Origin of the sequence: Bradyrhizobium sp. CCBAU 51765 (assembly GCF_015291725.1) — a bacterium.
In the GTDB taxonomy this organism is placed as follows: domain Bacteria; phylum Pseudomonadota; class Alphaproteobacteria; order Rhizobiales; family Xanthobacteraceae; genus Bradyrhizobium; species Bradyrhizobium liaoningense.
In genome coordinates this window covers 4,619,800-4,633,984 of the sequence record NZ_CP030038.1, presented here as the reverse complement: position 1 = coordinate 4,633,984, position 14,185 = coordinate 4,619,800, and the positions used below count along the sequence as shown (strand labels likewise).

General features: G+C 64.8%; 11 protein-coding genes. 4 read left to right on the top strand and 7 right to left on the bottom strand.

From position 1 onward, the window contains the following. The 3 genes from XH96_RS22250 to XH96_RS22240 all read left to right on the top strand — a co-directional run bounded on the left by XH96_RS22250 (position 1) and on the right by XH96_RS22240 (position 2,334). The gene (locus tag XH96_RS22250) at positions 1–564 is read left to right on the top strand and encodes an isochorismatase family protein (RefSeq protein ID WP_194387673.1); all 564 of its coding nucleotides are present in this window, start codon (positions 1–3) and stop codon (positions 562–564) included. Positions 565–594: 30 nt separating this feature from the next. Further along, on the top strand, positions 595–765 hold the full coding sequence (locus XH96_RS22245; protein ID WP_162832002.1) for a hypothetical protein: 171 nt from the start codon (positions 595–597) through the stop codon (positions 763–765). Positions 766–951: 186 nt separating this feature from the next. Continuing rightward, entirely contained in the window at positions 952–2,334 is a 1,383-nt protein-coding gene (locus tag XH96_RS22240) for an aspartate aminotransferase family protein (RefSeq protein ID WP_194387672.1), read from the top strand. A gap of 163 nt (positions 2,335–2,497) precedes the next feature. Here the strand turns inward: XH96_RS22240 and rnd are convergent, their stop codons facing one another. From rnd to XH96_RS22210, 6 genes are all read right to left on the bottom strand, one after another. After that, a complete protein-coding gene (rnd, locus tag XH96_RS22235) occupies positions 2,498–3,646 on the bottom strand; it encodes a ribonuclease D (protein WP_194387671.1) in 1,149 nt (382 codons plus the stop codon). A gap of 560 nt (positions 3,647–4,206) precedes the next feature. Continuing rightward, a complete protein-coding gene (locus XH96_RS22230; RefSeq protein ID WP_194387670.1) occupies positions 4,207–5,538 on the bottom strand; it encodes an ABC transporter substrate-binding protein in 1,332 nt (443 codons plus the stop codon). A gap of 11 nt (positions 5,539–5,549) precedes the next feature. Further along, positions 5,550–6,419, bottom strand: a complete 870-nt coding sequence (locus tag XH96_RS22225; protein ID WP_194387669.1) for a carbohydrate ABC transporter permease — start codon at positions 6,417–6,419, stop codon at positions 5,550–5,552. Next, on the bottom strand, positions 6,416–7,366 hold the full coding sequence (locus XH96_RS22220) for a carbohydrate ABC transporter permease (RefSeq protein WP_194387668.1): 951 nt from the start codon (positions 7,364–7,366) through the stop codon (positions 6,416–6,418). Before XH96_RS22220 ends, XH96_RS22225 begins: the two co-directional genes overlap by 4 nt. A gap of 1 nt (position 7,367) precedes the next feature. Continuing rightward, positions 7,368–8,216 carry a phosphodiesterase gene (locus tag XH96_RS22215; RefSeq protein WP_194387667.1) on the bottom strand — a complete coding sequence of 283 codons (849 nt, stop codon included), beginning with the start codon at positions 8,214–8,216 and terminating at the stop codon, positions 7,368–7,370. Between the two features lie 247 nt (positions 8,217–8,463). After that, positions 8,464–9,936, bottom strand: a complete 1,473-nt coding sequence (locus tag XH96_RS22210) for a YdiU family protein (protein ID WP_194387666.1) — start codon at positions 9,934–9,936, stop codon at positions 8,464–8,466. Positions 9,937–10,125: 189 nt separating this feature from the next. Between XH96_RS22210 and aspS the strand changes: the two genes are divergently transcribed. Continuing rightward, positions 10,126–11,898, top strand: a complete 1,773-nt coding sequence (aspS, locus tag XH96_RS22205; protein ID WP_194387665.1) for an aspartate--tRNA ligase — start codon at positions 10,126–10,128, stop codon at positions 11,896–11,898. 164 nt (positions 11,899–12,062) lie between these two features. Here the strand turns inward: aspS and XH96_RS22200 are convergent, their stop codons facing one another. Beyond that, entirely contained in the window at positions 12,063–14,033 is a 1,971-nt protein-coding gene (locus XH96_RS22200; protein ID WP_194387664.1) for a hypothetical protein, read from the bottom strand. Between the last annotated feature and the right edge of the window lie 152 nt (positions 14,034–14,185).

The window sequence follows — 14,185 nt, the reverse complement described above, 5'->3', positions numbered from 1 at the left end:
ATGCTGGCTTCCATGCATGATGATCCGCCGATACTGGTCTGTGCGGATCTTCAGGTCGAATATCTGACCCCCGGCCGTCGCCATGTCGTCCTCGACGGCGATGCGGTGACGGCGCGTTGCCTGGAACTCCTCACGCTGTGGCGCAGCAATTTGTGGCCGGTCATGCATCTGAAGCGCATCGCGCAGGCGGCCTGGTTCAATCCGGCATCCGGGCTGACCGATTGGATCGCGGCAACCAGGCCGCGGCCGGGGGAGATGACGTTCGAGCACCCGCTGCCGTCCGCCTACAGCTCGTCGCGGTTTGTAGACTACATGTCCAGTATCCGCACCACGCGCTGCATTCTGACCGGCTTTTCCCTGGACGAGACCATCCTGGCCACCGCCGTCGACGGGTTTCATCGCAGCCATCGCTACCAGGTGGTCACTGACGCCGCGGCCTGCCGGCAGCCGGGCGCGGACGATGCCGCCGCCTACAGGCATGCGGTAGTGAATGTCATCGGAAATTTTGCTACAATGCAGTCCAGCGCCGAACTGATCAGAACCAGCGGCGCCGTTGCGGTGTAGGCGTCCGCAACCGGCGGATGGGGTGAGAGATTGTCACGGGGAGAGGAGCTCAAGGAGCTGGCGAGCGATCTGTCGCGTGCCGCCGAGAGGGCGCGCAGGCTTGGGCTGCCCACGACACTCTACTTGCTCTCGATGGCGCTAGTGGAGGTGAGGGAAGCCGGCGCCGCCGCCGACGATGGTGGCGACGACGGCGCGGCGTGAGAGCTGCCCCAGTGCGGTTCTGTCATGTGCGGATTTGTGACATGCGGCTTTGTGCATCGCTGCTGAGCGTTTGCTGCCGACGAATTGGCGTTGCATGTTCTGCGCTGTCGCAATAGCCAAGGTACTTGCCATCAAGTGATGACGCCGGCTCTGCCTGCGACGTGACGCTTTCAAGGATCTTCGCAAATGTCCATGCTGCCCAATTCGCAAGAGGCCCGGGATGTGGCCTATCAGCTCCATCCCTACACCAACGCGCGCACGCATCAGCAGGCTGGCCCCCTCGTGATCGAGCGCGGCGAGGGGCCGTATGTCTTCGACGCGACGGGCAAGCGCTATTTCGAAGCGATGGCCGGCCTGTGGAGCGTCGGGCTCGGCTTCAACGAGAAGCGGCTGGTCGAGGCGGCGCACAAGCAGATGCAGGCGCTGCCGTTCTACCACACCTTCTCCGCCAAATCGCACGGGCCCTCGATCGACCTCGCCGAGAAGCTGGTCGCGCTCGCGCCGGTGCCGATGAGCAAGGTGTTCTTCACCAATTCCGGCTCTGAGGCGAACGACACGGTGTTGAAGCTGATCGCCTATCGCTCCAACGCGCTCGGTCAGCCCCAGCGCAAGAAGGTGATCAGCCGCCTGCGTGCCTATCACGGCGTCACCATTGCCTCCGCGAGCCTCACCGGCCTTCCGAACAACCACCGCTCGTTCGACCTGCCGCTGCCGAACATCCTGCACACGGGCTCGCCGCATTTCTACAAGGACGGCGCCCCCGGCGAGAGCGAGGAAGACTTCGCGACGCGCCGCGCCGAGGAGCTCGATGCGCTGATCCAGAAGGAGGGGCCTGACACGATCGCCGCCTTCTTCGGTGAGCCGGTGATGGGGGCGGGTGGTGTCATCGTGCCGCCGGCGACCTATTGGGACAAGATTCAGAAGGTGTTGAAGAAGTACGACATCCTGCTGGTCGCTGACGAGGTGATCTGCGGCTTCGGCCGAACCGGCAAGATGTTCGGCTGCGAGACCTATGGCATCAAGCCGGACGCGATCGTGGTCTCCAAGCAGATCACCTCGAGCTATTTTCCGCTGTCGGCGATCATCCTGAACGACCGCATGTTCGAGCCGATCGCGGACGAGAGCAACAAGATCGGCGTGCTCGGCCACGGTTTCACCGCGGGCGGCCATCCGGTCGGCTCGGCGATTGCGCTGGAGAACCTCAAGATCATCGAGGAGCGTGGCTTGGTCGCGCATGCCGCCGAGCTCGGCGGCTACATGCAGGGCCGCTTACGCGAGCTCGTCAGCCATCCGCTGGTCGGCGAGGTCCGCGGCGTCGGCATGATCGCAGCCCTCGAGCTCGTGCTCGACAAGGGACGCAAGACCGCAGCGGCGACGCCGGGCGCGGTCGGTGGCATCGCCAGCCGCATGCTCCAGGAGCGCGGCGTGATCTCGCGCAACATGCTCGATGCCATCGCCATCTGTCCGCCGCTGATCACGACCAAGGCCCAGATCGACGAGCTGGTCGGAGCGATCTCCGGCGTGCTGAATGACATGAAGGGCGAGGTGGCGAAGCTGACGCCGGCGTAGGGCGGCATCGGAGATGGTGGACCCTCACCCTGAGGAGCGCGCTCTTGGCGCGCGTCTCGAAGGGCGAGGCCACCAGCCGGGCCTTCATCCTTCGAGACGCGCGTTCCGCGCTCCTCAGGATGAGGGTTTGGTTCTGCTGGCATTGCGCTGATCGTGCCGACCGCTACGCCCGCTGCACCCCGATCACGCGGCCTTTCTCGATCGCAAGCGCCAGCTCGCCGCGCTTGAGCTTCAAGGCGGCATCGCCGAACAGCTCGCGGCGCCAGCCGCGCAAGGCTGGTACGTCCGCTTCGTCGTCCGCCGCGATCTCTTCGAGATCGTCGACGGTCGCGATGACCTTGCTTGCGACCGCATGGCGCTCGGCGGTCATCCGCAGCAGCACCTTCAGCAGCTCGACGATGGCGGCGCCGTTGGAATTGTTGCGCGGTTTTTCCAGCTTGGGCAGCTTGGTAAAGTCCCGCGCCAGCCCGCGCTCGACCGCCGCGACGATGTCCGCGCCCCATTTGGATTTCTCGAAGCCCTTCGGCACCGAGCGCAGATGCGCGAGCTTCTCCAGCGTGGTGGGCGCGTGGGTTGCGATGTCGGTGATCGCCTCGTCGCGCAGCACGCGGCCGCGCGGCACGTCGCGGCTCTGCGCCTCCTGCTCGCGCCAGGCCGCGACCTCCATCAGCACCGCGAGGTCCTTGGGCTTGCGCACCCGCGTCTTCAGCCGCTCCCAGGCGCGTTCGGGATGAAAATCATAGGTGCGGGGGGAGGTCAGGACCTCCATCTCGATGGAGACCCATTCGCTGCGGCGGCGCTTCTTCAGGTCGGCGTCGAGCGCGGCGAACACGTCGCGCAGATGGGTGACGTCGGACACCGCGTAATGCATCTGCTCCTTGGTCAGCGGCCGGCGCGACCAGTCGGTGAAGCGGTGGGTCTTGTCCGGACGGTGGCCGGTGACCTTCTCGACCAGCGCGTCGTAGGCGATGCTGTCGCCGTAGCCGAGCACCATCGCGGCAACCTGGGTGTCGAACACCGGATGCGGGATGATATTGGCCTGGTGCCAGATGATCTCGATGTCCTGGCGGGCGGCGTGAAACACCTTCAGCACGCCCTCGTTGGCCATCAGCTCGAAGAACGGCTTGAGGTCGATGCCCTCGGCCAGGGTGTCGATGACAATAGCTTCCTCGGCGCTGGCCATCTGCACCACGCACAGCAGCGGGTAATAGGTGGTTTCGCGCAGAAACTCGGTATCGACGGTGATGACGGGGTGCTTGGCCAGCCGGCTGCAGGCAGCCGCGAGGTCAGCGGTGGTGGTAATCAAATCCATGAACGGCCCATGACACGTGGTATCAGCCGTTCTGCCGAAAGTGCTGTGATGTCAAGGGGCTCTGAGCGAATTCGAGCCTTGCTTTTGGGCCGGAGGCGGCTTTTTCCGACGAAAATCCTATTCGTAGCGGACCCGCTGCGTGGATTTTCGCGCGCAGGGCAGCGCCACCACGAGGAGGCACATGGCGACCAGAGCCAGTCCCAGGAACTCGATAACCAACAGATCCACGGCGAAACCTCCAGAAACATTGATAGATTTGTCGGTGGCACGTTGAGGGTCTGTTAATTCCAATGGTTACCGGCGACGAGCGCGGTATGATGGTAGACGGGGGGTTAATAGATTTGGCTTTGCCCCAAAACGATATCGGCGCCCCGCATGGCGGGACGTCGATATGTGTTCTCTCGATAAGGTGTGCCGGCCTTCCGGCAGCTTCAGCTGCGTGGGGTGAGCCAAGCGAAGCGCGCCCACCATCGGTCAACAGAGTTGAGATGGAAATGGTGGGCACGGCGCTTTGCGCCTTTGCCCACCCTTGAGATCGCGCATTCGGCGCGAAGCCGGCCTTACGGCAGCTTCAGTGACGTCTCAGCGTTGTACGGCTTGAGCGTCTCGTCGGCGGCCTTCTGGGCGGCGGCGAGGGCCTCCTTCGGCTGCTTCTTGCCGTTGAGGACCAGCATCACCTCGTCCTCGAGGGTCTTGCGCACCGGCACGGTCTTGTAGGTCGCAAACCACGGCTTGGCGACGTCGAGCTGCTCGACGGCGGTCTTGGCGTCGGGGTTCTTGCCCAGGAATTCGACCATGTCGGGCGTCTTGTAGGCGGCCATGTTGGGCGCGAAATAGCCGGTGGCGCGGCTCCACCAGGCGCTCTTCTCCGGCGAGGTCATCCACTTGATCAGCGTCCAGGCGGCCTTCTGCCTGTCGGCATCGAGCCCTGCCGGCATGATCAGCGAGGCACCGCCGATCGGCACGGCGTTGCGGACGTTGCGGGGGATGAAAGCGACCTTGTAGGCGAACTTGGCGTTGTCACGCACATAGGTCAACGAGCCCGTCGAGAGCATCATCATCGCGGCATTGCCGGAGATGAAGGAGGTGCTGACGGCAGGGCCGGGCGTGGCGCCGGGCGCGTGGACCTTGTGCTTGTAGACGAGGTCGTTCCACCAGGTGAGCGCACCGAGCATCGAAGGCGTGTCATAATAGACCTCGCCGCCGAACTCCTCGTTGTAGTAGCGCCCGCCATTGCTCATGGTGAGCGTTTCCATCATCCAGCCGCAATAGTCGTAGGCGCAGGGGATCGCGATGCCCCATTGGGTCACCTTGTCGCCCTCGCGCTTGGTAAGCTTCTTGGCCCAGTCGGTGAGCTCGGCCCAGGTCTGCGGCGGCTTGTTCGGATCAAGGCCGGCTTCCTTGGCCTTGTCGGCGTTGATGTAGAGCAGCGGCGTCGAATTGTGGAAGGGCACGCCGTAGACCGAGCGGTTGATCACGGCATTGCCCTGCAGCGCCGGGAAGAACTGGCCCAGGAACTTCTCCTTGGTGGTGCCGTCCGCAGCGATCAGGCTGTCGAGATTGGTGAGCTCGTTCTCGATCTGCATGTCGAGCAGGAAGTTCGCCGACATGATCACGGCAGCCGGCGGCTTGCCGGCCTTGATCGCGGCGCGCGTCTTGATCAGCGTATCGTCATAGGAGCCGGTGTAGACCGCGGTCGCCTTGACGCCGGGATGGGTCTCGTTGAACTCCTTGATCAAGGTGCCCATGTCGCGGGCGAGCTTGCCGTCGACGGGAACGGGGAAGAACAGATCGATCTCGGTCGGGCCTTCGGCCATCGCCGGGACGGCGAGGGCGCCAGCCAAAGTGCCGGCCATGGCAAGGCCGAGCATGAGCCTGCGGGAGAACAGCATCGGAAAATCTCCTATTTGATGCCTGAGGTGACGAAAGAGCTGATGAAGCGTTTCTGAAAGATCAGGAAGGTGACGAGCAGCGGCGCGATCACCATCAGCGTGCCCGCGGCGATGGTGCCCCAGGCCTGCGTGCCTTCGGCGGTCTTGGTGAAGACCGAGAGGCCGACCGTGAGCGGACGCTTGTCCGGCGAATTGATCACCATCAGCGGCCACAGGAAGTCGTTCCAGTGGCTGGTCACCGAGATGATGGCGAACGCCGAGAAGCTCGGCATCGACAGCGGCACGTAGATGTGGCGGATGCGCTGGAGCAGGCTGGCGCCGTCGATCAAGGCGGCGTCCTCCAGCTCGGTCGGGATAGCCTCGAAGGCCTGACGCATCAGGAAGGTGCCGAAGGCGGAGGCGAAGAACGGCATCATCACGCCGGCGAGCGTGTCGTAGAGGCCGAGCTGCGCCACCAGCGACAGGTTCGGCACGATCAGCAGCACCGGCACCAGCATCAGCTGCATCAGGAACAGGTAGAAGATCGGCGTCTTGCCGGCGAAGTCGAGGCGGGCGAAGGCAAAGCCCGCCAGCGTGATCGTGACGAACTGCACCAGCAGGATGCCGGTGCAGATGATCGTGGTGTTGAGGGTGTAGCGCGGGAAATCGCCGATCTCCCAGGCATCCCTGACATTGTCGAGCGTCGGCTTCAGGCTCGGCATCAGCTCGGCCATGGCGTTGATGCCGTCGGAGGCCGGGCGCAGCGTCGCCACGACCATCCACAGGAACGGGATGAGCCAGACCATCGCAAGCAGCACGGTCAGCAGAAGGCCGAGCTTGGGCGTGATCTCGCTCCTTGTGGCGAGCGGGGCGTCCCTGAACAGGCGGTCGAACAGCTTCATGACCCGCCCTCGCGGTTCGCCATGGTCCGGAAGGAGAGCGCGGTGAGGCCCATCAGCGCTGCCAGCGTCAGCAGCGTCGCCGCCGAGGCCTTGCCGATGTCGTAGTGCTCCACCGCCTGCTGATAGATGTAGAACAGCACCAGACTGGTCGAATTGGACGGCCCGCCCTGGGTCATGACGAAGACGTGGTCGACCTGCGTCACCGCGTTGAGGATCGCGATGACGGTGACGAACAGGAAGGTGGGCTTGAGCTCCGGCAGGATGATATGGCGCAGGCGCTGATATGGGCCCGCGCCGTCGAGATGCGCGGCTTCCATCACGTCCTCGGGCACGGCCTGGAGGCCGGCGAGGAAGAACAGCATGTAATAGCCGGCGTTCTTCCAGATCGTGATGATCATGATCGCGTAAAGCGCGATGTCGGGGTCGCCGAGCCAGTTCGGCAGCACCGGAAGCAGCCGGCCGATGTAATAGTCGAGCAGGCCGACATTGGGCAGGAAGATGAACAGGAACAGCGCTGATGCCGCGACCATCGGAATCAGCACCGGCAGGAACAGCGCGGCGCGCAGCGCGCTGTTCACGGCATGGGTGCGCGCAAGCGCCAGCGCGAACAGCAGCGCGAGGGCGATGCTCGGCACCGCCGTGCCCACGGCGTAGATCAGGTTGTTGACGACGGCGCCGGTGAAGCCAGGATCCGCCAGCACCGATGCGATATTGTCGAGACCGACAAAGCGCAGCGGCGCCTTCGGTGTGGCGCGCTGATAGAGCGCATCGATGAGCACGCGGCCCATCGCGCCATAGGTGAACAGCGCGAGGAAGACCAGCGAGGGCAGCAGCAGCAGGTAGGCGGGCAACGAGGCTTTGAAGCGGTTGGAGAACCGCTTCAGGACGTGCAGACGCGGTGCCGCCGAAGTCGCGACCGGGAGAGCCGCGGGTTCAGCGAGGCTCATCTCATGGCGCTCGGAAGTTGAGCGCGTAGTCGCGGCCGTCCACTCCCGCCGGCGGCGCGAAGGGGAAGCGCAGACTCTGGTCGAGGAAGTCGTGGCTGTGCACGACGAGATTCTCGTCGTCGATCAGCACGACGCCGTAGGCCGGCGGCTCGTGGCTGGCGAGGTGCGTCGCGCTCTGGTCGAGCTCGAACCAGACCTGATGGTTGGTGCCGCGCAGGGTCGAGAACGGGATCCTGCCCCAGCTGCCGAAGATCGGCCGGTGCACATGGCCGAAGAAGAGATGGCGGATGCGCGCACGATAAGGCGCGATCACCTCGGCGAATTCCGCGCTCTGCTTCAGCCCGATCTCGTCCATCGCGTGCACGCCGACCGGGAAGGGCGGATGGTGCATGAACACGACGAGCGGCATGTCCGCGGGCGCAGCCGCGAGCGTGCTCGCCAGCCAGTCGAGGCGCTTGGCGCACATCTCGCCGGCATGGCTGGTCTCGTCCAGGGTGTCGAGGAAGACGAACAGGCCGTGCTCGGTGGTGCGCGTGCCCTGCACGAAGCCGTTGGAATCGCGCGGCGCGGCCTTCAGCGCGTCGAGGCAGGTGACGCGCTTGTCGTGATTGCCGACCATCGCGATGTAGGGAATTTTCAGCGCGGCCATCGCCTCGGCGAAGTTGGCGTAGGACTCAGCCTCGCCCCAATGGGTGAGATCGCCGGTCACGACCGCAAACGCAGCGTCGGACTGATGCTTGTTGATGTCGGCGATCGCCGCATCCACCCGGGCGCGCGGGTCGAGGCCATAGAGCATCGAGCCGGGGTTCGCGAGATGGGTGTCGGTGATGTGGATGAATTTGAAGGGCATGGCGCTTGTCAGGACTCTTGGAGGACGGGCGCCTCCGGCAAGACGACCCTGACAGGCGGTTAGAGCGCGTGTGTTTCAGTTTGATGACAGCGGTTCCGGCGTCCACAAGCGAGGATGTCGTAGGGCGGATTAGCGAAGCGTAATCCACCTCCTTACTTTCCGCTTGTTGAGAGAAGTGGTGGATTGCGCCAGCGGACTGCGCTTTGCGCAGCCGAGGGCTAATCCACCCTACGTACCGCGTTTGTTGCTACGTCCCGCAGAATGTCTGCAGCACCCGCTGGTCCGGCAGCGGCGGATCGGCGTAGGCCGCGTACTCCGGCTGGTCCTGATACGGCTTTTCCAGCACCTTCACCAATTCCTCGAACGGCGCAAAATCGTCGTCGTTCACCGCGGCCTGGATCACGGCTTCGACGCGGTGGTTGCGCGGGATGAAGATCGGATTGACCGCGTGCATGGCGGCTTGCCGTTCGACGGCGCCTTGCGGCTCCAGCGCGATGCGCGCGCGCCAGCGGCCGGCCCATTCGTCGAAGGCGGCGGGCTCCATGAACTGCGCGCGCACGTCGGCGCCGTCATCGGCCGCGGCGTCACCGAGCTTGCGGAAGGTGAGGGTGAAGTCGGCCTGGTTCTTCGCCATGGCATCCAGCAGATCCTGGATCAGCGCCTCGTCGCCGTCGCGCTCCGTGAACAGGCCGACCTTCCTGCGCAGGCCGGCCTGATAGGCCGTGCTGAACTGGTCGGAGAAGGCGCCGAGAATGTCCTGGGCTTCCGCAACCGCCTTCTCCTGCTCGTCGGAGAACAGCGGCAGCAGGCATTCGGCGAGGCGCGTCAGATTCCACAGTGCGATGCGCGGCTGGTTGGCGTAGGCGTAGCGGCCCATCTCGTCGATCGAGGAGAAGACCTGCGCGGGGTTATAGGCGTCCATGAAGGCGCAGGGGCCGTAATCGATGGTCTCGCCCGAGATCGATGAGTTGTCGGTGTTCATCACGCCGTGGATGAAGCCGACCAGCAGCCAGCGCGCCACGAGCTCGGCCTGGCGCGCGACGACGGCGGCAAGCAAATCGTGATACGGCCGCTCCGCTTGAAGAAGGTCCGGATAGTGGCGCGTGATGACGTGATCGGCGAGCCGGCGGATCGCCTCGGTGTCGCGGCGGACGGCGAAGAACTGGAATGTGCCGACGCGGATATGGCTGGAGGCGACGCGGGTCAGCACCGCGCCGGGCAGCGCGGTCTCGCGGATGACGTGCTCGCCGGTGACAACGGCGGCGAGCGAGCGCGTGGTCGGAATGCCGAGCGCGTACATCGCCTCGCTGACGATGTACTCGCGCAGGACCGGGCCCAGCGCGGCGCGGCCGTCGCCGCGGCGGGAGAACGGGGTGGGGCCCGAGCCCTTGAGCTGGATGTCGCGGCGGACGCCGTCCTTGTCGATGACCTCGCCGAGCAGGATGGCGCGGCCGTCGCCGAGCTGGGGCACGAAATGCCCGAACTGGTGACCGGCATAGGCCATGGCGATGGGATCGGCCCCGGCCGGAACCGTCTTGCCGGCCAGGATCTCGGCACCCTCAGGGGTTTCCAGCAGGTCCGGATCCAGCCCGAGCTGGATTGCCAGCGGCCGGTTCAGCTTGATCAGCCGGGGCGCGGCGACCGGGGTCGGTGCGACGCGGGCGAAGAAGCTGTCCGGCAGCGCCGAATAGGAGTTCTGGAAGGGGAAATGTACCGTCATACGCTCAAGATAGGGCTGGAACGCCTGATGGCAAAGGCTCGGCCCCTGAAAATGGGCACTTCCAGCCCAAAACAGGGCGTTCCCTTGGTTGCCGCCTTGGTCCTAGCGAGGTAAACCCTGCCGCAACTTCGGACCGGCCATGACAGGCCGTTCGATTCGCATCCTCCGACATTGATTTTTGGGACGACCATGCATCGCTACCGGTCACATACATGCGGCGCGCTCCGCGAGAGCAACATCGGCGAGACGATCCGCCTCTCGGGCTGGGTCCATCGCGTTCGCGACCATGGCGGCGTGCTGTTCATCGACCTGCGCGACCATTACGGGCTGACCCAGTGCGTGGTCGACCCGGACTCGCCGGCGTTCTCGCTGGCCGAAAAGCTGCGCTCGGAATTCGTGGTCAAGATGGACGGCAAGGTCCGCCGCCGCCCCGATGGTACCGACAATGACGATCTGCCGACCGGCAAGGTCGAGGTCTATGTCAGCGAGATCGAGGTGCTGGGCCCCGCCGGCGACCTGCCGCTGCCGGTGTTCGGCGACCAGGAATATCCGGAGGACATCCGCCTCAAATATCGCTTCCTGGATCTGCGTCGCGAGAAGCTGCACCAGAACATCATGACGCGCGTCGAGATCATCAAGTCGATGCGTCGGCGGATGGAGGGGCAGGGCTTCTTCGAGTTCAACACGCCGATCCTGACCGCGTCCTCGCCGGAAGGCGCACGCGACTTCCTGGTGCCCTCGCGCATCCATCCCGGCAAGTTCTACGCGCTGCCGCAGGCGCCGCAGCAGTACAAGCAGCTCTTGATGATGTCGGGCTTTGATCGGTATTTCCAGATCGCGCCCTGCTTCCGCGACGAGGACCCGCGCGCCGACCGGCTGCCGGGCGAGTTCTACCAGCTCGACGTCGAGCTGAGCTTCGTGACGCAGGAAGACGTGTTCGCGGCGATGGAGCCCGTGATCACCGGCGTGTTCGAGGAGTTCGCCAAGGGCAAGCCGGTGAGCAAGAATTGGCGCCGCATTCCGTTTGCGGAGGCGCTGCGCAAATATGGCAGCGACAAGCCGGACCTGCGCAACCCGATCGAGATGCAGGACGTCTCGGAGCACTTCCGCGGCTCCGGCTTCAAGGTGTTCGCGCGCATGCTCGAGGATCCCAAGAACCAGGTCTGGGCGATCCCGGCACCGGGCGGCGGCAGCCGCGCGTTCTGCGACCGCATGAACTCCTGGGCGCAAGGCGAAGGCCAGCCCGGTCTCGGCTACATCATGTGGCGCGAGGGCGGTGAGGGCGCAGGCCCGCTTGCGAACAATATCGGGCCTGAGCGCACCGCCGCGATCCGCGCGCAACTCGGCGTGAAGGAGGGCGATGCCGCCTTCTTCGTCGCCGGCGATCCCGACAAGTTCTGGAAGTTTTCGGGCCTTGCCCGCAACAAGGTCGGCGAGGAGTTGAACCTCACCGACAAGGAGCGGTTCGAACTCGCCTGGATCGTGGACTTCCCGATGTACGAGTACAACGAGGACGACAAGAAGGTCGACTTCTCGCACAACCCGTTCTCGATGCCGCAGGGCGGCCTGGAGGCGCTGAAGGGCCAGGACCCGCTGACCATCAAGGCGTTCCAGTACGACATCACCTGCAACGGCTACGAGATCGCCTCCGGCGGCATCCGCAACCACGTGCCGGAAGCGATGGTGAAGGCGTTCGAGATCGCAGGTTACGGCGAGCAGGAAGTGGTCGACCGCTTCGGCGGCATGTACCGTGCCTTCCAGTACGGCGCGCCGCCGCATGGCGGCATGGCCGCGGGTGTCGACCGCATCGTGATGCTGCTGTGCGGCACCACGAATCTGCGCGAGATCTCGCTGTTCCCGATGAACCAGCAGGCCATGGACCTCCTGATGGGCGCGCCCTCGGAAGCCACCACCAAGCAGCTCCGCGAGCTGCACATCCGGGTGAACCTGCCGCAGAAGTGAGTGAGGCAACGCCTCTCCTCGTGCACGGAGAGGCGCGCTCTCTGCTCCGCGTCATTGCGAGCGCAGCGAAGCAATCCAGAATCTTTCCGCGGAACGAGTCTGGATTGCTTCGTCGCAAGAGCTCCTCGCAATGACGCGGGAGGAGAGAGCCGCCTGTCTCTTCCCTACAGCCCCGTCGACGCCTCGATCCTGAACTGCGCCAGCGCGCTCTCCGGGTCGCCTTGCGAGAGCTGCATCAATTGCATCAGAGGGACCTTGGCGCGGGGCGTGAGCTTGATGCTCAGTGTCTGCCCCGACGTTTCCACGAAGCCGGCCAGCGCATCGATCGCCATTCTCACGTCGGCATTGGAGGCCGCGATCCTCTCGCCCTGCGCCCGGATCGTCTGGACGATGGCGTTGCGCGCGGCGTCGCGGCTGACATTCTGCATGCGCGAGAACTGCGCCACGACGAGATCGACGACGCCGCCGTCGCGCAAGGAGAATTCGAGCGCGCCGGTCTCGACCTGCGCCGCCTGACTCATTGCGTGCACTGGGTCGGTCGTGGTGAACAGGCCGCGCGGCACATTGGCGAGCGCGAAGCGGGCTTGCGCCTTGGCAAGGTCGCCGAGCTCGATGCTCGCCGGCGCGAGCGCGAACGCGCCCGACGATTCCGTCCAGGCGGCACCGAGATCAAGGTCGATCGCGAGCTTGTCGACGCCCGCCATGATCAGCGGCCGTAGCGCCGGATTGGCGGTATCCGTGGGCGTGACCATCTTCACGACCAGATTGGCCTTGCTGGGGACCGAGCCGACCAGCTGGCCCCAGTTCAGGCTGATCGTATCGATGGTAACGAATTGGCGCGTGTTCTTGTAGGGTGAGACAACGCCCTTGACCTCGGCGCCTTCGAGCACCCGGAACAGGCCCAGCATCTGGTCGGGCGAGGGCGGCTGCCCGGGATTGCTGAGACCGGAGGCCCAGCGCATGAAGTTCGGCATGCTGAAGGATTTGAGCGCGAAGCGCTCCATCTTGAACTGCCCCTGCGGCGAGGGTGCATCGACGCCCTCGATCGCGAATTCGTCCTGCCGGTAGCGGATCGCGTTGATCTTCCCTGTTCCCTGCGGTGTGCCAATCGAGGTCTTGCCGATCTCGGCCTTGCCGATGCGAATACCCTCGTAGAATCCGGCGACCTTCTCCATCAGCTCGCGCGTTTGCGCCTGTGTTGGCGGGGCCGACTTGTCCTGCGGCAGCATGGCAAACATCTCGAACAAATGGAGCTTCGACGGCTGCACGTCGATGTCTTCCATGGCGAAGCCGTCGATATCCATACGCAGGCCAAGCGCGGATCTGAGCACATAAGGGCCGCTCGAGATTTGCCGGTAGACCCGGCGGTAGCTGTCGTCACCGCTCGTCTGCGGATCGAGCGCGGCGAGGATCGGGGTCGAGTCGAAATCATTGACGATGATGCTGGAGATCTCGCCAGTCAGCTTGTCCGCCTTGCCCGGCTGCGTCACGTTGATCGTGAAGGTGGCGCGGTCCGTCTTCATTGCATCGACCTTGCCGCGGCCGAGGTTTTGCAGCGCGAGGCCGGAATAGACCACTTCACCGCTGCCGACGCTGCTGCCGGCGTCGAAGCTGATGTTGATGGACGGCATCATCACGGACGTGGCCGTCACGCTCGCGAACTGGTCGAGCACGAACCGGTACATGTCGCTGAGGGAGCTCGATGCCGGCGCGCTTTGAACGCGGAGGGGACCCGCATAGTCGCGCAGCGTCACCTGCGGGATCTTGTAGGCCACTTTCAGCTTGCCGGGTCCGACTTCGTCCAACCCAATCTCGACGCCCGAGATGTCGATGCCGTCAGCAGCGAAGCGCGTCTCGCCGGTCTGGCGGACGCCGGTGCTCCTGAAGGCGCCGATCTTGACGTGCCCTTGCGACGGGGTGCCGGGATCGACTGCGATGTCCTCGATCGTCAGCGTCCGGGTCGCGAGCTCGAACGTGATCTTGCCGTGGCGGGCCTTGCCGCCGCCCGAGCGCATCTGCTCGAAGGCTGCCTCGACCTCGCTGGTGGCCCGGTGCTGGACGTAGAGATTGAAGCCGAGCCATCCGCCGGCGCCGAGCACGGCTGCCACGTTCAGGCCGATCAGGATTCGCTTCATTCCCAGCTCCAGTTGCTCGCTCTGCACCGCGCAACCTGCCATATTCGGCAAACGCCGCGCGGTCCAGGGAAAGCTATGGTTTTCAGACAGTTGACTGCGCACCCTGTTGATGGGGGCGCAATCGGATGTTGCCACCGGGGCACCCGGCGTGC